Source organism: Corynebacterium halotolerans YIM 70093 = DSM 44683 (assembly GCF_000341345.1).
In the GTDB taxonomy this organism is placed as follows: domain Bacteria; phylum Actinomycetota; class Actinomycetes; order Mycobacteriales; family Mycobacteriaceae; genus Corynebacterium; species Corynebacterium halotolerans.
The window spans coordinates 1,191,045-1,216,477 of sequence record NC_020302.1; the positions used below are offsets into that span (position 1 = coordinate 1,191,045).

Consider the following 25,433-nt stretch of genomic DNA (forward strand, 5'->3'; position numbering starts at 1 on the left):
CTGGTAGAACTGCACAGTGTGAGAACCCGAGGACGCCGCAGCCGTCAGAACCCCGCCGTCGCCCGGCCCGCCACCGTGGGGCTGCTGGCCACCGCACTGTGCGCGGCGCTGGCCGCCTGCTCGGCGAATCCCGGGCCCCCGCCGGTCGAGGAGGCGACCCCCACCACGGAGACCGCCACGCAGCCCCCGGCGGAGACGACCGCGACCACCCCGACCACGACGACCCCGCCGTCGCGGGCGGAGGCCGTGATCAACATCGGCGTCGATCCGCTGCGCAACGGGATGAACCCGCACCTGATCGCCGACGACTCCGCCTTCGTCCGGGCGCTGGCCTCCCTGGTCCTGCCGAGCGCGTTCCGGGACGGGGAGATGGACACCGACGTCCTCGAGTCCGCCGGTGAGGTCGAGCCGCCGAGCCCGGAGATCGCCCAGACCGTCCGCTACGTCATCTCCCCGTCCGCCCAGTGGTCGGACGGCACCCCGATCACCGGCTCGGACTTCCGGTACCTGTGGCAGGGCATGGTCAACACCCCCGGCGTCGTTGATCCGGCCGGCTACCAGGCCATCGCCGACGTGCGCGTGTCCTCCGCGGGACGCACCGTCGACGTCGACTTCGCCCGCCCCGTGGCCGAGTGGCGCAGCCTGTTCACCCACCTGCTGCCCAGCCACCTGTTCCAGCCGGGCGCCGAGGACTTCGCCGAAGCCCTGCTCAATGACATCCCCGCCTCCGGCGGGCGCTACATGGTGCACACGGTGGACCGCGCCCGCGGCGTCATCGCACTCAACCGCAACGACCGGTTCTGGGGCGAGGACCCCGCGGAGACCGACCGCGTGATCTTCCGCGCGATCCGCGACGACATGCAGGGCACCGACCAGATGCGCAGCGGACAGATCGATTTCCTCGCCGCCACCCCGACGGAGACCTCCGTCGCCGCATACTCGCTGATGACCGACACGCAGGTGCGCACCGTCGACCAGCCACGCGAGCTGCAGCTGACCCTGTCGGCGACCTCCCCGCTGCTCGGCGACGTCGCGGCGCGCGCCGAGCTGCACTCGCTCATCGACGTCCCGCTGATCGCCCGGTTGGCCGCCGGCCGCAGCTCCCAGCTGCCCGTACCCGAGCACCAGCCCGCGCGCGGGGAGAACGCTCCGCCGCCCGAGCTGCTGCAGCAACTGACCGCCGACCGGCCGCTGCGCCTGGCGGCGGATCCCACCGACGTCACCGCCTCGGCGGCCGTCCGTTCCCTCGTCGACCTGCTCTCCCAGTGGGGCGTGGCCGCCGAGATCGTCTCCACGGACCTGGGGGAGATCACCGGGGAACTGCTGCCCGCCGGCGAGGTCGACGCCGTGATCGCGTGGGACCACACCGATGGCTCGGGCCTTGACCTGGCCAGCAGCTACCTGTGTCCGCCCGTCCCCGGGGCGCCGCGGGCGGGCAACCTCTCCGGCTACTGCACCCCGGAGACCGACGAACTGGTGCGCGCCATCGTCGCCGGGACCATCGACCCCGCGACCGCGGCGGGTGTCGTCGAGGAACTCAACGCCGCCGAGCACCTGGTGATCCCGCTGCTGGGGGACCGGCGGGTCCTCGTGCTGGGGGAGGGTATCGTGGGGCCCGACCCTGACCTGGACAACTGGACCGCCGGCATCCCGACGGTCGCGACCTGGAGGACACTATGAGCACCCGTGACCGTGACCTCATCGGCTACCGCGTCGCCGCTGTTCACGCCCACCCCGACGACGAGTCGATCACCACCGGCGGGGTCCTGGCGGACCTGGCCGCCCGCGGCGCCGACGTCACCGTGATCACCTGCACCCTCGGGGAGGAGGGGGAGGTCATCGGTGAGACCTACGCCGGTCTCGCCGCTGACGGCGGGGCCGACCAGCTCGGCGGTTTCCGTGTCCTCGAGCTGCGCGCCGCGCTCGACCACCTCGGCGTGCGCGGCATCCACCTCGGCGGGGCCGGCCGGTACCGCGACTCCGGCATGGCCGGTTCCCCGGCGCACGCCAACCCGCGCGCCTTCGTCAACTCGGGTGAGCGGGCGGTCGACGAGCTGGCCGGGATCTTCGGCCGGCTGCGCCCGCACCTGGTGATCACCTACGATCCCCACGGCGGCTACGGCCACCCCGACCACATCCGCGCGCACGAGATCACCCACGCCGCCGCCCAGCGCATCGACGCGGAACACCGCATCCCGCGCATCCTGTGGACGGTGACCCCGCGCGACGAACTCGAGGCCGGCCTGGCGGCGATCGGGACGATTCCCGCCGGTTGGCGCCCCGCCGGGGACGGCGAGCTCGCCTCCGTCGACCGGGCCGATCTCGCTCTCGACCTGGACGACCACGCCTTCGCCGCCAAGCGGGAGGCGATGCGGGCCCACGCGACGCAGATCTGGTTCGCCGACGGCACCGTGACCGACACCAACCCGGAGGCCGCGCGGGCGTCGGTGTCCGATCCCGATCTCGTGCCCGCCGTGTGGGCGCTGTCCAACCTCATCGCGCAGCCGCTGCTGCGCCGCGAGCACTTCCAGTTCGCGGCCGGGGTCCCGCTGCCACCGACCGCCACCGGCGTCCTCGACGGAATCGTGCGGGGGTAGGTGACGTGGGGGAGAAGACCCGGAGTTTTATTCGCACCGACTTCAGCCGCGGCGAGGCCGTGGCGGGTCTGGTGTGGCTCTCGCTCGGTGCACTGCTGTCGGTGCTGCTGGAGATCGTCTACCTCGGCACCTGGCTGACCCTGCCCGGCGGGACCCGGATCGCCTTCCCGTACACGATTGTCCTCGCCTTCTTCTTCACGATGGTCCTGACCAGGACCGCGAAGTTGTGGACCCCGAACCCGTGGGTGGCCGCGATCCCCGTTTACGTGTGGGTGGCAGGCTACCTGATTCTGGCGTTCGCCGTCGGGGTCACGGGTGACCAGCTCGTCGGCTCGAACATCCGCGCCGTGCTGTTGTTCGTGGCCGGGATAACCGGAGGCGTGTGGCCTCTGGGCAACGGGAAGTGACATACTGGAGACTCACGACCAGGCCGCCCACCTGTGTTTTCCGTGCAAACAGGAGTATTCGATATCTGATGACCTATGTAATCGCCCAGCCCTGCGTTGACGTGCTCGACCGTTCCTGCGTGGAGGAGTGCCCGGTCGACTGCATCTACGAGGGCAAGCGCATGCTCTACATCCACCCCGACGAGTGCGTCGACTGCGGCGCCTGCGAGCCGGCCTGCCCGGTCGAGGCGATCTTCTACGAGGACGACACCCCGGACGAGTGGCAGGAATACTACGACGCCAACGTCGGTTTCTTCGACGACCTCGGCTCCCCGGGCGGTGCCGCGAAACTCGGCCCCCAGGACTTCGACCACCCGTTCGTTTCCGCTCTCCCGCCCCAGAACCAGGATTAGCATGACCCGTACGCCCCTCGGTGCCGCTCTGCCCGACTTCCCCTGGGACACGCTCTCGGAGGCGAAGGCGAAGGCCGCGGCACATCCTGACGGCATCGTGGATCTGTCCGTCGGCACCCCCGTCGACCCGGTGGCCCCGGGCATCCAGCTCGCGCTGGCCGAGGCCGCTGCGGCACCGGGCTACCCGCAGACCACGGGCACGCCCCGCCTGCGCGAGGCCATCGCCGACGCCCTGGGCCGCCGCCACGGCATGACCGGACTGACACCCGGGGCCGTCCTGCCGGTCATCGGTACGAAGGAGGCCATCGCCTGGTTGCCCACTCTGCTGGGCATCCGCGGCGGCACGGTCGTCATCCCGGAGGTCGCCTACCCCACCTACGAGGTGGGCGCGCTGCTCGCCGGCTGCACGCCGCTGCGCGCCGACTCGCTGCTGAAGATCGGTCCGGCCACCCCGGACCTGATGTTCATCAACTCCCCGTCGAATCCGACGGGGAAGGTCCTCGGCGTCGAGCACCTGCGCAAGGTCGTGGGCTGGGCGCGCGACCGCGGCGTCATCCTGGTCTCCGACGAGTGCTACCTCGGCCTGGGCTGGGAGGACGACAAGGAGCCGGTCTCCATCCTCGATCCGCGGGTGTGCGACGGCGACCACACCGGCCTGATCGCCATCCACTCGCTGTCCAAGTCCTCCAACCTGGCCAGCTACCGGGCCGGTTATCTCGCGGGCGACAACGCCCTGATCGCCGAGCTGCTGGCGGTGCGCAAGCACGCCGGGCTCATGGTGCCGGGGCCGATCCAGGCCGCCATGGTCGCCGCCCTCGAGGACGATGACCAGGAGACCGCCCAGAAGCTGCGCTACGCCGTCCGCCGCGCGAAGCTCCTCGCCGCACTCATCGGTGCGGGTTTCACCGTCGACGACTCCGAGGCCGGCCTCTACCTGTGGGCCACCCGTGGCGAGGACGGGCGTGCGACCGTCGACTGGTTCGCCGAGCGCGGCATCCTCGTCGCCCCCGGCGATTTCTACGGCCCACGCGGGAAGGAGCACATCCGCATGTCGTTGACCGGCACCGACGAACGTGTCGACGCCGCCGTGGCACGGCTGTCCGCCTGAGCCGCGGCGTGGCTTCCGCGTCACGGCCGCCGTTGCCCGCCCGCGACGGCATCTCCCCGCAGAAGGTGATGCTGTCCGGGCGGGTACCTGATTTCCCCGGGTACGTCGCCGGCGAGGCCGGGGACTCGCCGTTCACGGTCGGGGAGCGGCTCGCTCCCGGCACGGTGCTGGCCAAACCGGTGCCCGCCTGGTTCCATCCCGTGGTGCCGCCGGAACCTGTCATCCCGTACACCCACGAGGTGCTCCACGAGGACGCCGACCTCATCGTCGTGGACAAGCCCCATTTCCTACCCTCGACGACCAACGGCCGCATCATCCGCGAGACCGTCCAGACCCGCCTGCGCGTGCAGTTCGACGAGGACGACATCGTCCCGCTGCACCGACTCGACCGGTTGACCGCCGGGGTATTGATCTGCTCACGGCGCCGCGGGACCCGCGGTGCCTACCAGCAACTCTTCCAGGACCGGGCGGTGCGCAAGACCTACCGTGCGCGGGTGGTGGGGGAGCCGACGGTGGGGCGCTCCTTCGAGTTCGTGCGTCTGCGCATGCGCAAGGAGGCGGGGCGGCGCCAGGTGCTTGTCGACGACCACGGCACCCGCACCGAGACCGCGGCGCGGCGGGTGGGCGACGACGTGCTCGAGCTCGCTCCGCTGACGGGGCACACCCACCAGCTGCGGGTGGTGCTCAACCACCTGGGCACGCCGATCGTGGGCGACGACACCTACCCGGTCGACCGGGGTCTGCCGCTGTATGACTTCTCGTCCCCTCTGCACCTGCTCGCGACGGGTGTCTCCTTCACGGATCCCCTCACCGGGGAACACCGGGTGTTTAGGAGCGGGCGGGACCTTCCGGCTAGGGTGGGGTAGTTAATCATCATGGTCACAGTGAAAGAAGAGCGTGTGAGTTCTGAACGCAGCGGTGGATCGGTCCAGCTGGCCGGGTTCCTCCGCCAGTTCCTGATGTTCGGGATCGTCGGCGGCTCCGGAACGATCGTCAACCTGTTCGTCAGTTTCCTGTCGAAGAAGATCGCCGGCTGGACAGCCGGGATCTCCGAGCACGACGTCTTCCTCAACCTCCTCGGCACCGAATACAACCTGCGCTGGTTCAACGTCTTCCTCGCCATCGCCTTCCTCGTGGCCAACACCTGGAACTACCAGCTCAACCGGATGTGGACCTTCCGCGGGTACACGCAGCGCAGCTGGTGGCGCGGCTACGTGCCCTTCCTGTGCACCGGCATCGGGGCGTTCATCGTCAGTCAGATCGTGGCGACCCTGCTGATGAACCCGACCTCCCCGATCGCGCTGCCGACCGAGATCTTCGACGACTCCACCGGTCTGCGCACCAAGTTCTACTGGGCCACGGCGATCTCCATCCTGGTGGCCATGCCCGTGAACTTCGTGGTCAACAAGCTCTGGGTCTTCCGCGGCCCGAAGGTCGTGGTGGTCGATGAGAAGGAGCCCGTGGCCCTGGGGGAGCCGTCCCGCTAGCTGTACCGCCCAACTGAAACAGCACGACACCCCGGAACCACCCGGTTCCGGGGTGTTGAGCGTGTGGACCTGAACGGATCCGCTTTATCGGTCTCCCGCCCGCAGGGGGTGGGGTATGAATGAACGGGGGAAACACTTTTCGACCGAAGGCGGGATTATGACGGCTGGACAGGACAGCACAGACGCGATGAGCGGCCGGGCGCTCTCCGACACGACGGCGGCGAGAATCGTCTCCGACACCCTCGACGCGGTGATCTACGCCGACCGGACCGGCACCATCCGGCTGTGGAACGCGGGGGCGGAGAGCATCTTCGGGCACTCGCCCGAGGACGCCCTCGGTGAGTCGCTGGACCTGATCATCCCCGAGAAGCACCGCAGGGCGCACTGGACCGGGTGGGAGCGGGTGATGGACAGCGGTGAAACCAGGTACGGCGCCGATCCCCTGTCCGTGCCCGGAATCAGGGCCGACGGCACGCGGGTCTCGCTGGAATTCTCCATCACGATGCTCAAGGACGACGAGGGCCGGATCGAGGGTATCGCCGCGGTGATGCGGGACGTCAGCAAGCGGTGGGAGGAAACCCGCGACCTGCGTAAGCGGGTGCGCGAACTCGAGGCTCAGCTGAGCGGGTCGTAGGCCCGGAGCCGCCCGCGGCCACGGCGCTCCGTCGAGATCACGTCGTCGAAAGGGGATCTGCTCTCAACCAATCAGGTCGAAAGCAGATCCCCTTTCGACGTGGTGTTTTCGACTCTGTGGTGGTGAGCCGGGCGTCAGCGGGGGCGGCACCCGCCCCGGCGGACCCGGTGGTCAGGCTCAGTTGCTGTGCAGCTGCGCGTTGAGCTCCACGGAACTGTTCCTCCACGGGGTGGCCTCCACCGCGCCGGAGACGGAGTTGCGGCGGAAGAGGATGCCGTTGCCGCCGGAGAGGACGGAGGCCTTCACGGAGACCCCGGAAGGGACGCCCGCGGCTTCGGCCACGGTGTCGAAGACGGTGACCTTGGTGCCGGCGGTGACATAGAGGCCGGCCTCGACGACGCAGTCGTCGCCCAGGGAGATGCCCACACCGGAGTTCGCGCCGAGCAGGCAGCGTTCACCGACGGAGATGACCTCCCTGCCGCCGCCGGAGAGGGTGCCCATGACGGAGGCGCCGCCACCGATGTCGGTGCCGTCGCCGACGGTCACACCCGCGGAGATGCGACCCTCGACCATGGAGGAACCGAACGTGCCGGCGTTGAAGTTGACGAAACCCTCGTGCATGACGGTCGTGCCCTCGGCGAGGTAGGCGCCCAGGCGCACACGGTCGGCGTCGCCGATCCGCACGCCCGCCGGGACGACGTAGTCGACCATGCGGGGGAACTTGTCCACGGAGGCCACGGTCACCGGGCCGTGGCCGGCCAGGCGACCCCGGACCATCTGGAAGTCGGCGACGGCGCACGGGCCGTAGTTGGTCCACACGACGTTGGCCAGCAGGCCGAAGATGCCGTCGAGGTTGAGGCCGTGCGGCTTGACCAGCCGATGGGAGAGCAGGTGCAGGCGCAGGTAGACGTCGTAGGCGTCGACGGGGGCGTCGTCCAGTGAGCCGATCGTCGTGCGCACCGCCACGCGTGCCACCCCGCGGTCCTCGTCGGGGCCGACGAGGGAACGGAACTGCTGGGGGATATCAGAACCCTCGAAGCGGGTGGTGCCGGTTTCGGCGGGGCCCTCGTTCAGGGAGGGGGAGGGAAACCAGACGTCGAGAACGGTTCCGTCGTGTGTGACGGTGGCGAGACCGCGGGCTGTGGCTGAAGTCATGACCGCGAGGTTACCCGAAGGTGGTTGGCTTTCGTGAAGAAGGACAGGATCACCAGGACCGCGACGACGACCACCACCGAGAGGATCTGGCCGCGTGCTCCCGTGTCGAAGAGCATGAGCACGACCAGGCCCCACAGGGCGGCCATGGTCACCCACGGCAGCCACGGCCAGCCCCACATGCGCACGGTGGAGATCTCCCCGTTGGCCACGAGCCGGGGGTGGAGCCTGAGATAACTGGCCACGGTCATGATCCAGATGACGATGAGGCAGCCACCGACGGCGTTGAGCAGGAAGTCGAGCAGCCCCTCCGGGTTCCAGTACTGCAGGCCGACGGAGACGAAGGCGAAGACCATGGAGAGGATGACCGCGTTGACCGGCACGTTCTCCTTGTTGAGTCGGCGGAAGATCTTCGGGGCGTCGCCCTGTCCGGCCAGGGAGAAGCACAGACGGGAGGTGGCGTAGATCTGGGCGTTGAACGCCGAGAGCAGGGCCAGGACGATGATGACCTCCATGAAGCCGACCACGCCCGGGACGTTCGCCATGGCCAGGACGAGCGTGAACGGCGACTCGGCGGCGGTCTCGGCGTTGTCGATCTGCCCGTAGGGCAGCAGGAAGGTGATGATCAGCACCGAACCCACATAGAAGAGCAGGATGCGCCAGATGACCGAGCGCACGGCGGTGGCGATCGCCGAGGACGGGTTCTCGGACTCGGCGGCGGCGATGGTGACAATCTCGATGCCGCCGAAGGCGAACGCCACGGCGAGCAGGCCCGCGGCGACACCGGCGATGCCGTTGGGCATGAAACCGTCGCCGAGGAAGTTGGAGGTGCCTACGAAGCTGCTGCCCGGCAGAAGGCCGAAGATCAGCGCCACGCCGACGATGAGGAAGCCGATGATCACGGCGACCTTGATGAAGGCGAACCAGAACTCGAACTCACCGAAGCCGCGGACGCGTGCGAAGTTGACGACGGCGAAGAACACCACGGCCACCAGCGCCGGGATCCAGGGCTCGATTCCGAACCACGAGCCCATGATCGCGGCCGCGCCGGTCATCTCCGCACCCATGACCATCACGAGCATGAACCAGTACAGCCAGCCGAGGGTGAAGCCGGCCCAGTGCCCGAAGGCCTGCCGGCCGTAGGCCGCGAAGGAGCCCGAGGAGGGGCGCGCGGAGGCCATCTCGCCGAGCATCTGCATGACCAGCACCACGATCACGCCGGCGGCGAGGTAGGCGAGCAGGACGGCGGGGCCCGCGGCTCGGATACCCACGCCCGTGCCCAGGAACAGGCCCGCGCCGATGGCGGAGCCGAGGCCCATCATGGTCAGATGCCGCGTTTTCAGTCCGCTGCCCAGTTTGGTGCCGTCGGGCGTGCGGATCTCCTGTCTTGTCATGGGCCTCACATTAGTGCCGACCCACCGGCCCTCCCACCTCGACCCCGGTCGAGTCGTGTCCCCGGGGACCGTGGCCGGGCCTGGGGCACCGACCTCGGGAAACGCGGGGTGGGGTGCTCAGCCCCGGCGGCGCAGCACCGGTTCGGGGTGGCCGATCTCGGTACGTACCGACCAGTTCGACCGGCCAGAGAGTGCGCCGGCCATGATGTGTCGGCCCGTGTCGGCGTCGTAGATCTGGGTGTCGGGCAGCAGGACGATGTTGGCGCCGATGGAGCAGTTGTCGCCGATGGTCAGCCCGATGGCGCCGGAGGAGACCCCGAAGTCGCAGTTCTCCCCGACGGTGACAGGGTGGCGCCTGTACTCGGAGGCGCGCTCGCCCATGACGGTGGCGGACAGGCCCACGTCGGTGCCGGAACCGACCACGGTGGACGAGGCCAGGCGCCCCTCAATCCGGGCGGGGCCCAGGGTGCCGGCGTTGAAGGAGACGAAGCCCTCACGCAGCACCGAGGTGCCCGGCGCGAGGTAGGCGCCCAGGCGCACGCGCTCGGCCTCGGCGATGCTGATGCCGGTGGGGACGACGTAGTCGACCATGCGGGGCAGTCTCTCGATGCCGTAGACGTGGATGAGCCCGCGCGAGCGCAGGGCGGTGCGCACGTACTCGAAGTTGTGGGGCGTGCACGGGCCTTTGTTGGTCCATACCACGGTGGACAGGCGGCGCAGCGTGTCGTCCATGTTCAGGGACAGGGGGGTGACGATGCGGTGGGAGAGCAGGTGCAGGCGCAGGTAGACGTCGTGGGCGTCGACCGGGGCGGCCTGCAGGTCGGCGATCGTGGTGCGCACGGCGACCTGCTCGACCATCCGGTCCTCATCGAGCCTGATCAGCTGGAGCAGGCGGTCGGGCAGGTCGTGCGCGCCGAGGCGTTCGGTGCCGGGGACCAGGTCATCGCCGTCCACGAGCTCGGGGGTGGGGAACCAGGTGTCCAACACGGTCCCGTCCATGGAGATGTTCGCGATTCCGACACCCTGTGCTCCCTGAGTCTTCATGGCCTCGAGCTTACGGCCCGTCATTCCGGCCCACACCCTGAGGCGTGGTCGGTAGGCTGGGAAAAGTGAGCATGCTGGATATTTTCTCCGACCCCGTTGACCTGACGACCGCGCTCGTCGACATCCCGAGCCCCTCCCACGCGGAGGGTCCCATCGCCGACGCCGTCGAGGAGGCGTTGCGGGGCCTGGGCGACGTCGAGGTGCTCCGCCACGGCAACACCGTCCTGGCGCGCACCAACCGGGGCCTGCACACCCGGGTCATCCTGGCCGGGCACCTCGACACCGTGCCGATCGCCGACAACGTCCCGCACACCCGCGGGACCGACGCCGAGGGGCGGGACACCCTCTTCGGCTGCGGGACCGTGGACATGAAGTCGGGGCTGGCCGTGATTCTCCACGCCTTCGCCACGCTGCACGACTCGCCCGAGCTAGCCCGGGATCTGACCGTGATCGCCTACGAGGGGGAGGAGGTCTCCTCCGAGTTCAACGGTCTCGGCCACGTCGAGACCGGCTACCCGGAGTGGCTGGCCGGCGACCTCGCGATTCTCGCCGAGCCGTCGGGGGCCGTCATCGAGGCCGGCTGCCAGGGTTCCATCCGGCTGCGGGTGGCCGCCCACGGCACCCGGGCGCACTCGGCCCGCTCCTGGCTCGGCGTCAACGCCGCCCACCTGTTGGCACCGGTGATCTCACGCATCGCCGACTACCGGCCCCGCGAGGTGGACATCGACGGCTGCCTCTACCGTGAGGGGCTCAACATCGTGCGGCTGGAGGCCGGGGTGGCCACCAACACCATCCCGGACGAGGCGTGGCTGTTCGTCAATTTCCGTTTCGCCCCCGATCGCAGCATCGACGAGGCGATGGACCACCTGCTTGAGGTGCTGGACCTCGACGGGGAGGAGCACATCACCCACGAGGTGGATGACGCGATTCCGGCGGCCCCGCCGGGACTGTCCCGGTCCGCGGCCGCCGAACTCGTCGACACCGTCGGCGGGGAGGCGCGCGCGAAGTTCGGGTGGACGGACGTCGCCCGCTTCGCAGCCATGGGAACTCCGGCCCTCAACTTCGGCCCCGGCGACCCGGGTTTCGCCCACAAGCGCGACGAGCAGTGCCCCGTGCACCAGATCACCGACGTGGCCGACCAACTGCGCGCCTACCTCACCGCCGGATGACCCCGCCGGGCAGAACACCGAGCGCCGCCGACACCCGACAGATAGGTTTTGCACCATGGCACCGAATATCACCCCCGATCCGGACAAACGCCGCATGCTGCGCGGCCCGATGCTGCTGCGCCCGCAGGGCGACCAGGAGTCGACCTACGATCAGCGACTCTTCGAGCTGGGCTCGGACCACGACTGGCTGCACGCCGACCCGTGGCGCATCCTGCGCATTCAGGGGGAGTTCGTCTCGGGTTTCGACGCCCTGGCCAACCTGCCCAAGGCCGTCACCGTCTTCGGCTCGGCCCGCATCCGGGAGGGCCACCCCTACCACGCGGCCGGCGTCGAACTGGGACGCAAACTCGTCGAGGCCGACTACGCCGTGATCACCGGCGGCGGCCCCGGCCTGATGGAGGCCCCCAACCAGGGCGCCCACGAGGCCGAGGGCCTGTCGGTGGGCCTGGGTATCGAGCTACCGCACGAGCAGGGGCTCAACGAGTGGGTCGACCTCGGCCTGAACTTCCGCTACTTCTTCGTCCGCAAGACCATGTTCCTGAAGTACTCGCAGGCCTTCGTCTGCCTGCCGGGCGGCTTCGGCACCCTCGACGAGCTCTTCGAGGTCCTGGTCATGGTCCAGACCGGCAAGGTCCGCAACTTCCCGATCGTGCTCATCGGCACCGGCTTCTGGTCCGGTCTGATCGACTGGCTCGGTGACCGGCTCGTCGAAGAGGGCATGATCTCCCCGGAGGACATGGATCTGTTCCTGCTCACCGACTCCGTCGACGAGGCCGTCGAGCACATCGTGGCCGCGCACCACGAGATGACGGACGGACGCCTGCGCCGCCGACGCAAGGAGGCCGCCGCCACCGAGGCGCGCGCCGAGGCAGTGGAGGCGGCGGAGCAGGATCGGTGGCCCGGCTAGACTCGCTGGCATGGACCACCAGGACGAGACGCTCCCCGAGATCATGGCGATCGTCAACCGCACCCCGGACTCCTTCTACGACCGGGGCGCGACCTTCGCCGACGAGGCGGCGATACAGCGCTGCGACGAGGTCATCGCCCAGGGCGCCACGATCGTCGACATCGGCGGGGTCAAGGCGGGACCCGGGACCCACGTCTCCGCGGCGGAGGAGATTGACCGCGTCGTGCCCACCATCGCCGCACTCGCCGAGCGCCACCCGGGCGTGACCATCTCCGTGGACACCTGGCGGGCGGAGGTCGCCGACGCCGCCATCCGCGCCGGGGCCGGCCTGGTCAACGACACCTGGGCCGGTCACGATCCGGAACTCGTCGAGGTCGCGGGCGCCCACCGGGTGGGCTACGTCTGCTCGCACACCGGGGGAGCGGCACCCCGCACCCGCCCGCACCGCGTCCACTTCGACGACGTCGTCGCCGACGTCATCGCCGAGACCACCCGCCTGGCCGAACGGGCCGTGGCCTGCGGTGTACCGGCCGAGCGCGTGCTCATCGACCCCACCCACGACTTCGGCAAGAACACCTTCCACGGGCTGGAGCTGCTGCGCCGGGTCGACGAACTGGTGGACACCGGCTGGCCGGTGCTCATGGCCCTGAGCAACAAGGACTTCATCGGTGAGACCCTCGACCGCCCCGTCGGCGAACGCGTCGTCGGCACGCTCGCAGCCACCGCCTGGGCCGCCGCCCGCGGAGTGGCCGCCTTCCGTGTCCACGAGGTCCCCGAGACCCTCGACGTCCTGCGCATGACCGCCGCCATCACCGGCCGGGTCGCCCCGCTCAACACCGTCCGGGGGCTGGCGTGAGCGCGCCGGGGAAGGTCTCCGTGGTCATCCCGGCCCTCAACGAGGCGGACACGGTCGCCGACGTCGTCGCCGCGGCGCTCGCCGACGGCCCCCTCGAGGTGGTCGTCATCGATTCGGATTCGACCGACGCCACCGCGGACGTCGCCGCCCGCGCCGGCGCCCGCGTGCTCAACTGGCGGGAGGTGTTACCCGGCGTCGAGCCCGTCGACGGCAAGGGGGAGGCGCTGTGGCGCGGGGTCGCCGCCGCCAGGGGAGAGGTGGTGGTCTTCCTCGACGCCGACCTGGCCGTCACCCACCCGGGCATGGTCGCCGCGCTGGCCGCGCCCTTCGCCGACCGGAGCGTCCACCTGGTCAAGGCCGACTACCGGCGCACCTTCCGGGGCGAGCCCACCGGCGGCGGGCGGGTCACCGAGCTGACCGCCAGACCGCTGCTCCGACTGCTCTTCCCGGAGCTGTCGCACATCCGCCAGCCACTGGGCGGGGAATACGCCATCCGCCGGTCCACGGCGCTCGAGCTCCCCTTCGTCCACGGCTACGGGGTGGAGTCGGGGCTGCTCGTCGACGTCGCCGCCGCCCACGGCGCGTCGGCGATCGCGCAGGTCGACCTCGGCGAGCGCCACCACCGCAACCGGCCGCTGTCCGAGCTGGGGTCAATGGCCGACGTCATCGCCGCCACCCTGCTCCAGCGGGCCGGGGTGCCCGGCTGCTCCGTGGATCAGCGCCCGTCCCTGTCCACTATCATCGCGGCATAACCGTCAAGCCAGAAAGGCCGAGAATTGCTCACGTGGATCCTGCTCATCGTCCTGCTCGCGGCCCTGGTCGTGCTGGGGACGTTCTTCTGGGGGAAGATCTTCGGCCGTGGCGAGGTGCTGCCGCCGATGGATGAGCCGGAGACGGTCATCGAGGACAACCGGCGTCGCGTCGGCGCCGGGCAGGTCGACGGGATCCGCTTTGAACTCGTCCCCCGCGGCTACCGCCCCGAGCAGGTCGACGACGTGATCGAGCATCTGGCCTGGCAGGTCAACGAGGCCAACCGGAGGATCACCGAGCTCAGCCGTGGACAGCGCGACTGAGCCCGCCCCGTCGGAACCTCCCCGGCCCAGGTGTCGCCGCGATCCGGATGACATCCAGTTTCCCCAGTTCAGCGAGATGTTTCCCGGTTCAGGAAGATAATGGGTTCCGCCACACATCCGCGGATCAAGGGTAAACTCGATCGGGTATCCCAACTGAAGAGAAGGAGCCAAGTCTCATGGCAGCTATGAAGCCGCGTACCGGAAATGGTCCGATGGAGGCGGTCGAGGAGAGCCGGAAGATCGTCATGCGGATCCCCTCCGACGGCGGTGGACGTCTCGTCGTCGAGCTCAGCAAGGAAGAGGCCGCAGAACTCGGTGCGCTGTTGACTGAGGCTGCAGAGTAGACCTCACCCGAGATATCGTCCGAACCGCCGGGTAGGCTGGAGCGCATGCTTTCCGACATCATCGATGTGCTCGCCGACCCGGTCGACGGCACCCCGCTGTCCGGTGCGGACGATTTTTCACGCCTGGTCTCCGAGTCCGGGCACAGCTATGACGTGGCCCGCCAGGGCTACGTCACCCTCGCGGGTGGCGCAGGCCTGCGCCACGAGGGCGATGACATGTCCATGATCAATGACCGCGAGACCTTCCTGTCCCGCGGTCATTTCGCCCCCTTCGTGGAGGCGGTGACCAGCAGCGTGCACGACTCGCTCGACGACGCCGAGGTCCCCGACGACGCCCACCCCGTCATCCTGGAGGTCGGCGCCGGCACCGGTTACTACCTGGCGCACACGCTCGATGATGTCATCGGCTCCCGCGGAGTCGGACTCGATGTGTCCGTCCATGCCGCCAGGCACCTGGCCAAGTGCCACCCGCGGGTGGGCGCGGTCGCCGCCGACGTCTGGGCACGCCTGCCGCTGCGCGACGCCTCCGTCGACGTCATCACCGTCGTCTTCGCCCCGCGCAACGCGGCCGAGTTCGCCCGCGTCCTCAAACCCGGCGGGCAGGTCATCGTGCTCGCCGCCGACCGCGGGCACCTCGCCGAGCTGCGCGACCCGCTCGGCATCATCGACGTCGAGGAGGGCAAGGTCGACCGTCTGATCGAGCAGGCCGCCGGCCACCTGCGCCCCGTGGGCGGGTCCGAGTACATCGAGTTCGCCATGAACCTGGACCGGGACTCCATCGCCGCGCAGATCGGCATGAGCCCCTCGGCCCGCCATATCCCGGCCCCCGAGCTCGCCGAGCGGATCGCCTCACTGCCGGAGACGATGACCGTCACCGCCCGTGCCGGCATCACCCGCCTGCAGCACGCCTGAGCCACGCGGCACAACGGCCGGCCACCTTCCCCCGTGGGAGGTGGCCGGCCGTCGCCGTCCCGGGTGCCGGCTACTCCTGCGGCGGCTCCCCGTAGTCCGGAAGATCGCCGGAGGTGACGGGACCACGGTCCCAGGAGCGGATGATCTCCGCGTCGCCCTCGGTCGTGACACGCAGACCCGAGCAACCGTCGTCGAAGTAGACGCGGCTGGACATGGCCACCGCACCGCCGTCGGCGAAGACCTCGACGGTGGAACCGTCGATGAAGATCGACAGCGAGTCCGAGTCGCCCTCGGCCAGGGGGGCCTCGGCGACCGGGTCGCCCGAGTGGTGGCGGTTCATCGACCGGTCCACCCGCAGGTGCTCACCCGAGTGCGTGACGACGCCCGCGACCTCCCCGCCGCCGTCGAACAGCTCCAGCGTCAGCGAGGAACCGGTGGGGATCTCGCACAGGCCGGTCCACGAGCGGGCGGCCGAGGTGTGGGTGACCGCGTCCGGGAGCCCCGGCGGCGGGGTCTGGAACAGGTGGCCGCCCTGGAGGGTGACCACGCGCGGCAGCGACACCGCGTTCGCCCAGCCCTCCTCGGTCAACGAGGGGTGGTGGGCCGGATCGTCCCGCCGGCCCACCCCGTTGAGCAGACCGAAGAGCACGGCCTGGGAGTAGCGGTTCTCCTCCGCGACCGTGCCCGGCGTGAAGTTGGTGTTGCGGGGGCGGGTGAAGTCGTGTCCGTGGTCGATGCGGGTGAACCCGGTCTTGACCTCGAAGGTGGCACCGGTCAGGGTACCCACCAGGTAGCCGGAGATGTCGACGTTGCCGTCTTCGACGGTGATCAGCAGGACGTCGTAGATGCGGCCGTCGACCTCGTCGCGCAGACGCATGATGCGCGGGCTGACGATCACGGAGACGGACTCCAGGCCGGGGTCGCCCGCGAACTCGAGCGCGCCGACGAGATGCCACTGGATACCGTCACCACTGGTCAGGATCACCGGCACGGGGGACTCCCCGGGGCCCGAGACCGCCAGCATCAGCCAGCCGTCGTGCCCGGCGGCACGGTCGGCCTCCGAGGCCCAGTCGGGCACCACGCTGGGGGAGCGGAAGCGACTGAGGCCGTCCCGGTCACTGACGACGTCGCCGACGCGGAGGACCCGGCTGTCCAGGGTCGAGGCCTCGTCCGAGACCTCGCAGCCGCTGGAGAAATCCGTCATCCGGGCGAGCTGGATGGAGGTGCCGACCGCGGTGACGGAGGTGAAGTACAGGTGCACGCTGTCCTCGGTCGCCACGACCGAGCCCGCGCGGACGGTGGTCTCCCCGCCGACAGGGGAGATCACGTCGTCGCAGATCTCCCAGTCGAAGGGGCCCTCCTCTGACACGGTGTGCGCCCAGCGCGCGGGGGCGCCGGGCTTGGGGCGGAACTGATGGAACAGGTGCCACGTGTCACCGTCGAGCAGTGCGCCGGCAGGTGCATCGAGCACGCCGGTCTCGGCGGTGACGTGGAGTTCTGGTCGGTGGGAGCTGGTGCTCACTAACTGACCCTTTCTTAAATCAACGAGCGGTAGACGTCCACGGTCTGCTGGGCGATCGTCGCCCAGGAGAACTCCCTGACCGCGCGATCACGCCCGGCCTCACCGAAGGCCTTCGCCTTCGCGGAATCCCCGACCACGGCATTGACGCCCTCGGCGAGGCCGCGTTCGAAGCTCTCCGGATCGTTCTCGTCGTAGTGGACCAGTGTGCCGGTGGTGCCGTCGACGACGACCTCCGGGATGCCGCCGACGTCCGAGGCGACGACCGCGGTGCCGCAGGCCATGGCCTCGAGATTGACGATGCCGAGCGGCTCGTAGATCGACGGGCACACGAAGGCGTCCGCGGCCGTGAGGATCTCCTGGATCCTCGACTTGTCGAGCATGTCCTGCACCCAGAAGACGCCGTCGCGGCCGGCCTGCAGCTCCTCGACGAGCGCGGTGGTCCGCGCGGCGATCTCCGGGGTGTCCGGGGCACCGGCGCACAGCACGAGCTGGACGTCGGAGTCGAAGTGCGCGGCCGCCTTGATCAGGTGTTCCACGCCCTTCTGGTGGGTGATGCGGCCGACGAAGGCGACGATGGGGCGCGCCGGGTCGACGCCGAGCTCCTTGAGGACGGACCCGCCGGCGTCCTCGGCCTCGTCGAAGGTGGGGCGCGGCTGCCACAGTTCGGTGTCGATGCCGTTGAGCACGACGTGGACGCGGTCCGGTTCGATGCGCGGGTAGGCGTCGAGAATGGCTTCCTTCATCCGGGCGGAGACCGCGATGACGGCGTCGGCGTACTCCATCGTGTTCTTCTCCGACCAGGAGGAGACGTCGTAGCCGCCGCCGAGCTGCTCGCGCTTCCAGGGCCGGTGCGGCTCCAGGGAATGGGCGGTGGCCACGTGCGGGATGCCGTGCAGCCGGGCGGCCAGGTGCCCGCCGAGTCCGGCGTACCAGGTGTGGGAGTGGACGACGTCGACATCCGTGGCGGCCGAGGCCATCCGCAGACCGGTGGACAGCGTCTTGATCGCGGGGTTGGCGTCGGCCAGCTCCGGGTCGACCCCGTGGACGAACACCCCTTCCATGTCGCGCGGGGCGCCCATGCAGTGGACGTCGACCTCGACGATCTGCCGCATGAACCGCGTCAGTTCAGTGACATGGACACCGGCGCCGCCGTAGACCTCCGGTGGATATTCTCTGGACATCATTCCGACTCTCATGTCCTTGAGCGTACTGACGCCGACCGGCGCGTGCAGGGGCCCGCGGGGGTAGTGGGGCGGGACGGGTCCCGGGCAAAGCGGGCACTTTTCGAGCGAAAACCGTTCAAAAGCAATATGTTGGGGCGTGTGAGGACCCAACCGAATGTCTTAGCTATTGTTCTCGCCGGCGGTGAAGGGAAACGACTGTTCCCGTTGACCGAGGACCGGGCGAAGCCCGCCGTCCCCTTCGGCGGCGCGTACCGACTGATCGATTTCGTGCTGTCGAACCTGGTCAACGCCGGCTACCTGAAGATCGCCGTGCTGACGCAGTACAAGTCGCACTCGCTCGACCGGCACATCTCCGAGGCCTGGTCGCTGTCCGGGCCTACGAGCCAGTACATCGCCTCGGTGCCTGCCCAGCAGCGCCGCGGCAAGCGCTGGTTCACCGGTTCCGCGGACGCGCTCCTGCAGTCGCTGAACCTGATCTACGACGAGAAGCCGGCCTACGTCATCGTCTTCGGTGCGGACCACGTCTACCGCATGGACCCGTTCCAGATGGTCCAGGAGCACATCGCCTCCGGCAGGTCCTGCTCCGTCGCGGGCATCCGCGTCCCGCGCCAGGAGGCCACCGCCTTCGGCTGCATCCAGTCCGACGACGACGGCACGATCACCCAGTTCCTGGAGAAGCCGGCCGACCCGCCGAGCACCCCGGACGATCCGGACGTGGCGTACGCGTCCATGGGCAACTACGTCTTCACCACCGAGGCACTCGTCCAGGCGCTGCTGGAGGACGAGAACAACCCGGACTCCGACCACGACATGGGCGGCGACATCATCCCGTACTTCGTGGATCGCGGCGACGCCCACGTCTACGACTTCTCCACCAACGAGGTTCCGGGCGCCACCGAGCGTGACAAGGGCTACTGGCGCGACGTCGGCACCATCGACGCCTTCTATGAGGCGCACATGGACCTGATCTCGGTGCACCCGGTGTTCAACCTCTACAACGGGATGTGGCCGATCCACTCCACCGACAACAAGAACCTCCCGCCGGCGAAGTTCACCCAGGGCGGCATCGCCCAGTCCTCCATGGTTGCCCCGGGCTCCATCATCTCCGGTGGTACCGTCCGCAACTCCGTGCTCTCGGGCGATGTGCACGTCGCGGAGGGGGCAACCGTCGAGGGCTCCGTCCTCATGCCGGGCGTGCGTATCGGCAAGGGCGCGGTCGTCCGCCACGCCATCCTCGACAAGAACGCCTACGTCCGTGAGGGCGAGATCATCGGCGTGGACCGGGCCCGCGACGAGGCGCGCTTCAAGATCAGCCCCGGCGGCGTCGTGGTCGTCGGCAAGAACCAGGTGGTCTAGGGCGCTTACCGACGCCCACCCGGCTCACCCGAGGCCGGTCCCGCGACACCGAGGTCGCGGGACCGGCCTCTTGTGTGTGGGCAGTGGGGCAGGGGGCAATCAGATCTTGGTCACCAGGGTCAGGCCCGCGCCCAGCGGCAGGCGCGTGACGACCGCGTCCTCGAGTTCGTGGACCTGCTGGTCGGCCTCGCGCGCGGCGGCGGTGTCGCGGTCACGACGGGACTCGTCGGCGAGCGTGCCGTCGAGGAGGGCGTCGGCCAGGACGAGCGTCCCGCCCTTGGCCAGCAGGGGCCAGGCGGCGGTGATCGTGGCCGACAGCTCCATGGGAGGAACCTCGGCGTAGACCAGCTGGTAGGCGTTGGTGGCCAGGCGTCCCATCACGTCCAGCGGGCGTGAGGGCAGGAACCGCACGCGGGAGGGGGAGTAGCCGGCGGCGCGGAAGATGCTGCGCGCCTGCTTCTGATGCTCGGCCTCCGGGTCGATGCATGTCAGTGCGCCGCGCCCGCCGAGGCCGCGCAGGATGTACAGGCCCACCACACTGGCGGCCGGGGTGACGGCGACGGCGCCGGCGGATTTCTCCGTGGCGGTGGAGGCGGCGAGGGTCGTCAGCAGCTGCCCGGTCACCTCGTCGGGGACGGTCAGGCCGAACTCCGCGGCGTCGTGACGCGCCTCGGCGAGGGCCTCGGGCGTCTCCGTCGTGGACTCGATGTAGGAGCGCAGTGCATCAAAAGCCGTGTCAGTCACGCGGTCAAGTCTAGATCCCCGGAACGCTGAGGGGGCCGGACACTCCCTCCCACCAGCGAAGTTGTGACGGGTGGGAGAAGTGGGGACAGAGTGCCGTGTCCTCACAGTGTTTTTCCAGATCGCTGTGTAGTGTTATTCAGTCCGGTCCGGCACAATACATGTCATGACGAGAGATGAGAGCACGTCCGACGTACCGGGTCCCCAAGACAACGAGGAGCTGTCCGGCACCGCCGCGTTCGACGCCGGGCAGGGCGATATGCCGGGCTGGGGGGAGCTCGTCGCCGAGCACGCCGACAGCGTCTACCGTCTCGCTTTCCGTCTCTCCGGCAACCAGCACGACGCCGAGGATCTCACCCAGGAGACCTTCATGCGTGTGTTCCGTTCGCTCAAGAAGTACCAGCCCGGCACTTTCGAGGGTTGGCTGCACCGCATCACGACGAATCTGTTCCTGGACATGGTCCGCCACCGGAACAAGATCCGCATGGAGGCCCTTCCGGAGGACTACGAACGCGTGCCCGGCACCGAGATGACCCCGGAACAGGCCTACAACGTGGCCAACCTGGATCCGGCGCTGCAGGACGCGCTCGACACCCTCGGCCCTGATTTCCGCGTCGCGGTCGTCCTCTGTGACGTGATCGGCATGACCTACGACGAGATCGCCGACACCCTCGGCGTGAAGATGGGTACCGTCCGTTCCCGCATCCACCGCGGACGCTCCCAGTTGCGCGCCAGCATCGAGGCCGCGGCCCGGGAGAGCGAGGACGCCAAGCTGCTGCTCCCGACCCGCTGATCCTGAAAAGGAGTAGCCTGTCTGGGGAATAGGTGAGGAGGTCCGAAGTCCCGATGATGGAACCGAGAGCGCGGCAGCGATCCGGCTCACTGAAGAAGGCGACGGCCAAGGCCGGCAGTGCCGCGCGATCAGCCGCCAAGGTTGTCCCGGCGGGGAGCCGGGCAAGCGGTCGATCCAAGGCGAAGGTCCGGCCCCGGTCGCGCAAGAAGAATTTCGCCTCCGTGGAGCACCTGTCCCCGGAGGCGGTGGCGGCGTTCGTGGACGGTGAGCTCAGCGACTGCGCGTGCCACCGGGCCCGTGTACATCTCGTGCACTGCCCCGAGTGCCGCGCGGAGATCCACCACCAGCGTGGCGCCTCGGAGTGGCTGCGCGGCTCCAACACCACCGACGAGGTGCGCGCCCCCAGCGATCTGCTGGCGCGCCTGACCGGTATCGCGACCACCCCGATACACCCCGGCCCCGACGCCGAATCCATGCCCTACCAGCGGCCGGAGGGGCTGCTGGACAAGTTCGAGGTGCTGATGCGCGCCGTCAAGCGCAACCAGACCCAGCGCAGCGACTGACCCGGCGGGCCGCGCCCGCGGGGCCCGGGGTGGCGGCGTTCGGGGGCCCCACGTCTCACCCACGGAAGCCTGGTTGAGCGCTCGCCGCCGCGGCGGACTAAGGTGGATGTGTGTTTTCGAGTATCGGTTGGGGTGAAATCATCACCCTGGTGGTCGTCGGCCTGATCATCATCGGCCCAGAGCGTCTCCCTGGATTCATTGAGGATGTGCGCGCCGCGATCTTCGCCGCCCGCCGCGCGATCAATAACGCGAAGGCCGAGCTCAACGGTGAACTGGGCCCGGAGTTCGACGAGTTCCGCAGGCCGCTCCAGCAGGTCGCCGAGTGGCAGCGGATGGGCCCGCGGGCGGCGTTGACGAGGACCCTGTTCGACGGCGACGAGGAGTACCTCGACACCTTTGACCCGAAGAAGATGATGGAGGAGGACCCGCAGGCCGCCTCCCGCCCGCCACGACAGGGACAACCGGCGCAGCAGCCGCCGACCCCGGCGCCGCCCGCACAGCCCGGCCCCTCCGGCCCGTCTGGATCAGGGCACGATGGGCCAGGCACCCCCAGGGGGAACTACGCCGAGGGCGGCGGCTTCTCCTGGGCGGACATCACCTGACCGCCCGGCCCGCCCGGACATGGGGAAAGGCTCCGATTCCACGGGGGAATCGGAGCCTTTCTCCGTGTCGGACCGCCGTGACTACCGGCGGGTGACGCCCAGGCCGAGCGGCCTACCGGCGAGGGAGTCGCGGCGCACGACCAACTGGTCGGCGATCTCCCGGATGGCCTGGCCGGCCGGGGAGTCCGGGTCGGAGATCGCGACGGGGTTGCCGTCATCGCCGTGGACGCGCACCTGCGGGTCGAGCGGCACCTGGCCGAGCAGGTTGACCTGGCCGCCCGTCAGGGAGGTGAGACGGTCGGCGACGTGCTGGCCGCCGCCGGAGCCGAAGACGTCCATGGTGGTGCCGTCGGGCATGACCATGGCGGACATGTTCTCGATGACGCCACCGACGCGCTGGCGGGTCTGCTGGGAGATGGAGCCGGCGCGCTCGGCGACCTCCGCGGCCGCGGCCTGCGGGGTGGTCACGATGAGCAGCTCGGCGTTGGGCACCAGCTGGGCCACGGAGATGGCCACGTCGCCGGTTCCGGGCGGCAGATCCATGAACAGGACGTCGAGGTCGCCCCAGAAGACGTCGGCGAGGAACTGCTGGATGGCGCGGTGGAGCATGGGCCCGCGCCACACGACGGGCGCGTTGCCCTCGACGAAGTGGCCGATGGAGATCAGCTTCACGCCGTGGGCGATCGGCGGCATGATCATGTCGTCGACGGCCGTCGGGGCCTGGTCCGAGCCGAGCAGGCCGGGCACGGAGTGGCCGTAGATGTCGGCGTCGAGCACACCGACGCGCAGCCCCTGCCGGGCCAGCTCGACGGCGAGGTTGACGGTCATGGAGGACTTGCCGACGCCGCCCTTGCCCGAGGCCACCGCGTAGACGCGGGTGGTGGAGTCGGGCTGGGCGAAGGGGATCACCGGCTCGGCGGCGTTGCCGCGCAGGGAGTTGCGCATCTCCCTGCGTTGCTCGTCGCTCATCACGTCCAGGGAGACGGTGACGTTGCCGACGCCCTCGATGTCCTCGAGGGCGGCCTGGGTGTTGTTCTGGATGGTGGACTTCATCGGGCAGCCCGCGATGGTGAGGTAGACCTCCACCGCGACATCCGAGCCGTTGATGGCCACCGATTTGACCATGCCCAGCTCGGTGATGGGCTTGCCGATTTCTGGATCCTCTACGCGGGAGAGCGCGCTGCGGACAGCGGATTCGGTGATTGCAGACATCATCTCCCGATAGTAGTACGAGACCTATCGTCCAAGATTCTCGCCCGGGTCATCCGGGTTGTCGACGATGTCGCCCTGGATCGGCTCGGACAGATCCCCCGCCGAGTCAATGGCGTCCGCCGAGACGTCGTCGAGCTTGGCCTCGATGCGCTCCATCAGCGAGCGCAGATCCTCGAGTTCGTGGCGCAGGTAGTCGCGGGAGACCATGTCGCCCACGGCCAGGCGCACACCGGCCAGCTCCCGGGCGAGGAACTCGGTGTCGGCCTTCGTCTGCTCGGAGCGGCGCCGGTCGGCGGTGATGGTCACCTTGTCCCGGTCCTCCTGCCGGTTCTGTGCGAGCAGGATCAGCGGGGCGGCGTAGGCGGCCTGCGTGGAGAACGCCAGGTTGAGCAGGATGAAGGGGTAGGGGTCCCAGTTCCACCAGAAACCGCCGATGTTGAGCGAGATCCAGATGATCACGATGACCGTCTGCCACATCAGGTACTGGCCGGTGCCGAAGAAGCGGGCGACCTTCTCGGCGGCGGCACCGACGGCGTCGTCGTCGAAGCGCAGCAGTTTCTTCCGGCGTGCGCCCAGGGGCGTGTCCAGCTCGGAGCGGATGTACTCAGCCACGCGGCATCTCCTTTCGGGCGTGCGGGCTGCCGGGCCGCAGTCCGGCGGCGCGCCAGTCCTCGGGCAGCATGTGGTCGAGCAGGTCGTCGACGGCCACCGCGCCCAGCAGGTGGTTGTCCTCGTCGAGGACGGGACCGCACACCAGGTTGTAGGTGGCGAAGTAGCGGGCGGCGGTCTCCTGGTCGTCATCGGCGTACAGCGGCGGCAGATCCGGATCGAGGATGCCAGAGACCAGGGTCGACGGCGGCTCCCGCAGCAGCTTCTGCAGGTGCACGCAGCCGAGGTACTTGCCCGTCGGGGTGGCCGTCGGCGGGCGGACGACGAAGACCAGCGAGGCCAGTGACGTCGGCAGGTCCGGATCGCGGGCGAGGGCCAGCGCCTCGGCGACGGTCGTCTGCGGGGAGAGGATGAGCGGCTCCGGGGTCATCAGCGCGCCGACGGTGTCGGGGGAGAAGCCCATCAGGCGGCGCACCGGGGCGGAGTCCTCCGGGTCCATCAGCTCCAGCAGCACCTCCGCCGTCGTGTCGGGCAGCTCCTGGAGGATGTCGGCGGCGTCGTCGGGATCCATCTCCTCGAGGACGACGGCGGCGCGCTCGATGTCGAGGGCCGCCAGCAGCTCCGTCTGGTGATCCTCCGGCAGCTCCTGGAGGATGTCGGCCAGCCGCTCGTCGTTGAGCTCGTTGGCCAGCCGGTGACGCTGCGAGGCCGGCAGGTCGTGGAGGTAGTTCGCCACGTCCGCCGGGCGCATCCGGTCGAAGGCCGCGATCGTCTCGGCCAGGGTGTCGGTCTGGCCGACGCCCGCCGCGGTGACGCCGTGGATGTGGTTCCAGGGCACGGTGGACAGCCGTGGGGAGCGGCCGAATTTCGGGCGGGCGCCGAAGACGGCGACCCGCGCGATCACCCAGTCGCGGGTGCGGGTGCGCTCGAGTTCGACGTCGGCGATCTCGACGGCCCGGCCGTGCAGGTGCTCCAGCTCCGGGTCGTCGGTGTGGACCTTCGAGCCGATCAGATCGCCCATGACGGTCAGCTCACCGGTGCGGGCCTGGAACGCGCGGATGGACACCGACCCGGAGACCAGCGTGATGTCACCGGGTTCGATGGCTGCGATGCGCAACATCGGCAGGAAGATGCGGCGTTTGTTCACCAGCTCGACGACCAGCCCGAGCGCACGCGACGCCTGGCCCTCCGGACGGATGTTCACGACGACGTCGCGCACACGCCCGATCGGCTCGGTGTCCGGGCCACGAACCTGCAGGCCGGCCAGGCGGCCAGCGTAGACGCGCGTTATTCCACTCATGGTGTTCCAGTCTAGACGCGGTGGGAGGAACCTTCGCCCCAGCTCGGACGTTCTCCCGACGAGCGCAGTTTATTA

General features: G+C 69.4%; 28 protein-coding genes. 19 read left to right on the forward strand and 9 right to left on the reverse strand.

The window, feature by feature from the left end:
- The first annotated feature begins 18 nt into the window (after window positions 1-18).
- The 8 genes from A605_RS05630 to A605_RS05665 all read left to right on the forward strand — a co-directional run bounded on the left by A605_RS05630 (window position 19) and on the right by A605_RS05665 (window position 6,625).
- Window positions 19-1,680 (forward strand): ABC transporter family substrate-binding protein, encoded by a 1,662-nt coding sequence (locus A605_RS05630; RefSeq protein WP_244429009.1) that lies wholly within the window; start codon window positions 19-21, stop codon window positions 1,678-1,680.
- On the forward strand, window positions 1,677-2,597 hold the full coding sequence (gene mshB, locus A605_RS05635) for an N-acetyl-1-D-myo-inositol-2-amino-2-deoxy-alpha-D-glucopyranoside deacetylase (RefSeq protein WP_015400539.1): 921 nt from the start codon (window positions 1,677-1,679) through the stop codon (window positions 2,595-2,597). Before A605_RS05630 ends, mshB begins: the two co-directional genes overlap by 4 nt.
- Window positions 2,598-2,602: 5 nt before the next feature.
- Entirely contained in the window at window positions 2,603-3,004 is a 402-nt protein-coding gene (locus tag A605_RS05640; RefSeq protein ID WP_015400540.1) for a hypothetical protein, read from the forward strand.
- Window positions 3,005-3,072: 68 nt separating this feature from the next.
- Window positions 3,073-3,396: a ferredoxin gene (fdxA, locus tag A605_RS05645; RefSeq protein ID WP_015400541.1), complete on the forward strand. Its 324-nt coding sequence runs from the start codon at window positions 3,073-3,075 to the stop codon at window positions 3,394-3,396.
- Between the two features lies 1 nt (window position 3,397).
- Window positions 3,398-4,504, forward strand: a complete 1,107-nt coding sequence (gene dapC / locus A605_RS05650; RefSeq protein WP_015400542.1) for a succinyldiaminopimelate transaminase — start codon at window positions 3,398-3,400, stop codon at window positions 4,502-4,504.
- 68 nt (window positions 4,505-4,572) lie between these two features.
- Window positions 4,573-5,370 (forward strand): pseudouridine synthase, encoded by a 798-nt coding sequence (locus A605_RS05655; protein WP_042440313.1) that lies wholly within the window; start codon window positions 4,573-4,575, stop codon window positions 5,368-5,370.
- 93 nt (window positions 5,371-5,463) lie between these two features.
- On the forward strand, window positions 5,464-5,991 hold the full coding sequence (locus A605_RS05660; protein ID WP_244429027.1) for a GtrA family protein: 528 nt from the start codon (window positions 5,464-5,466) through the stop codon (window positions 5,989-5,991).
- A 157-nt stretch (window positions 5,992-6,148) separates the two neighbouring features.
- A complete protein-coding gene (locus tag A605_RS05665) occupies window positions 6,149-6,625 on the forward strand; it encodes a PAS domain-containing protein (RefSeq protein WP_169331441.1) in 477 nt (158 codons plus the stop codon).
- Between the two features lie 177 nt (window positions 6,626-6,802).
- On the opposite strand, the gene dapD is transcribed toward A605_RS05665, so the two are convergent.
- The 3 genes from dapD to A605_RS05680 form a co-directional block, all read right to left on the reverse strand.
- Window positions 6,803-7,780 (reverse strand): 2,3,4,5-tetrahydropyridine-2,6-dicarboxylate N-succinyltransferase, encoded by a 978-nt coding sequence (gene dapD / locus A605_RS05670; RefSeq protein WP_015400546.1) that lies wholly within the window; start codon window positions 7,778-7,780, stop codon window positions 6,803-6,805.
- Window positions 7,777-9,171: an amino acid permease gene (locus A605_RS05675; RefSeq protein ID WP_015400547.1), complete on the reverse strand. Its 1,395-nt coding sequence runs from the start codon at window positions 9,169-9,171 to the stop codon at window positions 7,777-7,779. The genes dapD and A605_RS05675 overlap by 4 nt, the downstream gene beginning before the upstream one ends.
- A gap of 117 nt (window positions 9,172-9,288) precedes the next feature.
- Window positions 9,289-10,215: a DapH/DapD/GlmU-related protein gene (locus A605_RS05680; protein ID WP_027004351.1), complete on the reverse strand. Its 927-nt coding sequence runs from the start codon at window positions 10,213-10,215 to the stop codon at window positions 9,289-9,291.
- A gap of 71 nt (window positions 10,216-10,286) precedes the next feature.
- Here A605_RS05680 and dapE point away from each other — a divergent pair, with 71 nt between their 5' ends.
- The 7 genes from dapE to A605_RS05710 all read left to right on the forward strand — a co-directional run bounded on the left by dapE (window position 10,287) and on the right by A605_RS05710 (window position 15,476).
- Entirely contained in the window at window positions 10,287-11,384 is a 1,098-nt protein-coding gene (gene dapE, locus A605_RS05685; protein WP_015400549.1) for a succinyl-diaminopimelate desuccinylase, read from the forward strand.
- 55 nt (window positions 11,385-11,439) lie between these two features.
- Window positions 11,440-12,291: an LOG family protein gene (locus A605_RS05690; RefSeq protein ID WP_015400550.1), complete on the forward strand. Its 852-nt coding sequence runs from the start codon at window positions 11,440-11,442 to the stop codon at window positions 12,289-12,291.
- 10 nt (window positions 12,292-12,301) lie between these two features.
- Window positions 12,302-13,147: a dihydropteroate synthase gene (gene folP / locus A605_RS05695; protein WP_015400551.1), complete on the forward strand. Its 846-nt coding sequence runs from the start codon at window positions 12,302-12,304 to the stop codon at window positions 13,145-13,147.
- Entirely contained in the window at window positions 13,144-13,899 is a 756-nt protein-coding gene (locus tag A605_RS05700) for a glucosyl-3-phosphoglycerate synthase (RefSeq protein ID WP_280109781.1), read from the forward strand. Before folP ends, A605_RS05700 begins: the two co-directional genes overlap by 4 nt.
- A 24-nt stretch (window positions 13,900-13,923) precedes the next feature.
- Window positions 13,924-14,220: a hypothetical protein gene (locus tag A605_RS05705; RefSeq protein ID WP_015400553.1), complete on the forward strand. Its 297-nt coding sequence runs from the start codon at window positions 13,924-13,926 to the stop codon at window positions 14,218-14,220.
- A gap of 176 nt (window positions 14,221-14,396) precedes the next feature.
- Window positions 14,397-14,564, forward strand: a complete 168-nt coding sequence (locus A605_RS14995) for a DUF3117 domain-containing protein (protein WP_015400554.1) — start codon at window positions 14,397-14,399, stop codon at window positions 14,562-14,564.
- Between the two features lie 45 nt (window positions 14,565-14,609).
- Entirely contained in the window at window positions 14,610-15,476 is an 867-nt protein-coding gene (locus A605_RS05710) for a methyltransferase domain-containing protein (protein ID WP_015400555.1), read from the forward strand.
- A 70-nt stretch (window positions 15,477-15,546) separates the two neighbouring features.
- Here the strand turns inward: A605_RS05710 and A605_RS05715 are convergent, their stop codons facing one another.
- Together A605_RS05715 and glgA are read right to left on the reverse strand one after the other, a co-directional pair.
- Window positions 15,547-16,998 carry a GH32 C-terminal domain-containing protein gene (locus A605_RS05715; RefSeq protein ID WP_015400556.1) on the reverse strand — a complete coding sequence of 484 codons (1,452 nt, stop codon included), beginning with the start codon at window positions 16,996-16,998 and terminating at the stop codon, window positions 15,547-15,549.
- A 14-nt stretch (window positions 16,999-17,012) separates the two neighbouring features.
- Entirely contained in the window at window positions 17,013-18,194 is a 1,182-nt protein-coding gene (gene glgA / locus A605_RS05720; RefSeq protein ID WP_015400557.1) for a glycogen synthase, read from the reverse strand.
- A gap of 126 nt (window positions 18,195-18,320) precedes the next feature.
- On the opposite strand from glgA, the gene glgC reads away from it, so the two are divergent.
- Window positions 18,321-19,538 carry a glucose-1-phosphate adenylyltransferase gene (gene glgC, locus A605_RS05725; protein ID WP_015400558.1) on the forward strand — a complete coding sequence of 406 codons (1,218 nt, stop codon included), beginning with the start codon at window positions 18,321-18,323 and terminating at the stop codon, window positions 19,536-19,538.
- Between the two features lie 99 nt (window positions 19,539-19,637).
- Here the strand turns inward: glgC and A605_RS05730 are convergent, their stop codons facing one another.
- Entirely contained in the window at window positions 19,638-20,282 is a 645-nt protein-coding gene (locus tag A605_RS05730) for an O-methyltransferase (RefSeq protein ID WP_015400559.1), read from the reverse strand.
- A 163-nt stretch (window positions 20,283-20,445) separates the two neighbouring features.
- On the opposite strand from A605_RS05730, the gene sigE reads away from it, so the two are divergent.
- From sigE to tatB, 3 genes are all read left to right on the forward strand, one after another.
- The gene (gene sigE, locus A605_RS05735; protein ID WP_015400560.1) at window positions 20,446-21,072 is read left to right on the forward strand and encodes an RNA polymerase sigma factor SigE; all 627 of its coding nucleotides are present in this window, start codon (window positions 20,446-20,448) and stop codon (window positions 21,070-21,072) included.
- A 53-nt stretch (window positions 21,073-21,125) separates the two neighbouring features.
- Window positions 21,126-21,635, forward strand: coding sequence for an anti-sigma factor family protein (locus tag A605_RS05740; protein ID WP_280109782.1), 510 nt, complete (start codon window positions 21,126-21,128; stop codon window positions 21,633-21,635).
- Window positions 21,636-21,745: 110 nt separating this feature from the next.
- Window positions 21,746-22,237: a Sec-independent protein translocase subunit TatB gene (tatB, locus tag A605_RS05745; RefSeq protein WP_015400562.1), complete on the forward strand. Its 492-nt coding sequence runs from the start codon at window positions 21,746-21,748 to the stop codon at window positions 22,235-22,237.
- 81 nt (window positions 22,238-22,318) lie between these two features.
- Here the strand turns inward: tatB and A605_RS05750 are convergent, their stop codons facing one another.
- The 3 genes from A605_RS05750 to A605_RS05760 are packed head-to-tail and all read right to left on the reverse strand — an operon-like array spanning window position 22,319 to window position 25,358.
- Window positions 22,319-23,452 carry an Mrp/NBP35 family ATP-binding protein gene (locus A605_RS05750; RefSeq protein ID WP_027004354.1) on the reverse strand — a complete coding sequence of 378 codons (1,134 nt, stop codon included), beginning with the start codon at window positions 23,450-23,452 and terminating at the stop codon, window positions 22,319-22,321.
- Between the two features lie 21 nt (window positions 23,453-23,473).
- Window positions 23,474-24,061 carry a DUF1003 domain-containing protein gene (locus A605_RS05755; RefSeq protein WP_015400564.1) on the reverse strand — a complete coding sequence of 196 codons (588 nt, stop codon included), beginning with the start codon at window positions 24,059-24,061 and terminating at the stop codon, window positions 23,474-23,476.
- Entirely contained in the window at window positions 24,054-25,358 is a 1,305-nt protein-coding gene (locus A605_RS05760) for a magnesium transporter MgtE N-terminal domain-containing protein (protein WP_015400565.1), read from the reverse strand. The genes A605_RS05755 and A605_RS05760 overlap by 8 nt, the downstream gene beginning before the upstream one ends.
- Window positions 25,359-25,433: the final 75 nt, after the last annotated feature.

Bases quoted from the DNA above. Each gene is read 5' to 3' on its own strand.
- A605_RS05760 (WP_015400565.1), bottom strand. From the start codon at position 25,358: ATGAGTGGAATAACGCGCGTCTACGCTGGCCGCCTGGCCGGCCTGCAG.
- dapD (WP_015400546.1), bottom strand. From the start codon at position 7,780: ATGACTTCAGCCACAGCCCGCGGTCTCGCCACCGTCACACACGACGGA.
- A605_RS05675 (WP_015400547.1), bottom strand. From the start codon at position 9,171: ATGACAAGACAGGAGATCCGCACGCCCGACGGCACCAAACTGGGCAGC.
- A605_RS05710 (WP_015400555.1), top strand. From the start codon at position 14,610: ATGCTTTCCGACATCATCGATGTGCTCGCCGACCCGGTCGACGGCACC.
- A605_RS05750 (WP_027004354.1), bottom strand. From the start codon at position 23,452: ATGATGTCTGCAATCACCGAATCCGCTGTCCGCAGCGCGCTCTCCCGC.
- folP (WP_015400551.1), top strand. From the start codon at position 12,302: ATGGACCACCAGGACGAGACGCTCCCCGAGATCATGGCGATCGTCAAC.
- glgA (WP_015400557.1), bottom strand. From the start codon at position 18,194: ATGAGAGTCGGAATGATGTCCAGAGAATATCCACCGGAGGTCTACGGC.
- A605_RS05690 (WP_015400550.1), top strand. From the start codon at position 11,440: ATGGCACCGAATATCACCCCCGATCCGGACAAACGCCGCATGCTGCGC.
- A605_RS05665 (WP_169331441.1), top strand. From the start codon at position 6,149: ATGACGGCTGGACAGGACAGCACAGACGCGATGAGCGGCCGGGCGCTC.
- sigE (WP_015400560.1), top strand. From the start codon at position 20,446: ATGACGAGAGATGAGAGCACGTCCGACGTACCGGGTCCCCAAGACAAC.
- fdxA (WP_015400541.1), top strand. From the start codon at position 3,073: ATGACCTATGTAATCGCCCAGCCCTGCGTTGACGTGCTCGACCGTTCC.
- A605_RS14995 (WP_015400554.1), top strand. From the start codon at position 14,397: ATGGCAGCTATGAAGCCGCGTACCGGAAATGGTCCGATGGAGGCGGTC.
- A605_RS05655 (WP_042440313.1), top strand. From the start codon at position 4,573: ATGCTGTCCGGGCGGGTACCTGATTTCCCCGGGTACGTCGCCGGCGAG.
- A605_RS05660 (WP_244429027.1), top strand. From the start codon at position 5,464: ATGTTCGGGATCGTCGGCGGCTCCGGAACGATCGTCAACCTGTTCGTC.
- dapC (WP_015400542.1), top strand. From the start codon at position 3,398: ATGACCCGTACGCCCCTCGGTGCCGCTCTGCCCGACTTCCCCTGGGAC.
- dapE (WP_015400549.1), top strand. From the start codon at position 10,287: ATGCTGGATATTTTCTCCGACCCCGTTGACCTGACGACCGCGCTCGTC.
- mshB (WP_015400539.1), top strand. From the start codon at position 1,677: ATGAGCACCCGTGACCGTGACCTCATCGGCTACCGCGTCGCCGCTGTT.
- A605_RS05740 (WP_280109782.1), top strand. From the start codon at position 21,126: ATGATGGAACCGAGAGCGCGGCAGCGATCCGGCTCACTGAAGAAGGCG.
- A605_RS05680 (WP_027004351.1), bottom strand. From the start codon at position 10,215: ATGAAGACTCAGGGAGCACAGGGTGTCGGAATCGCGAACATCTCCATG.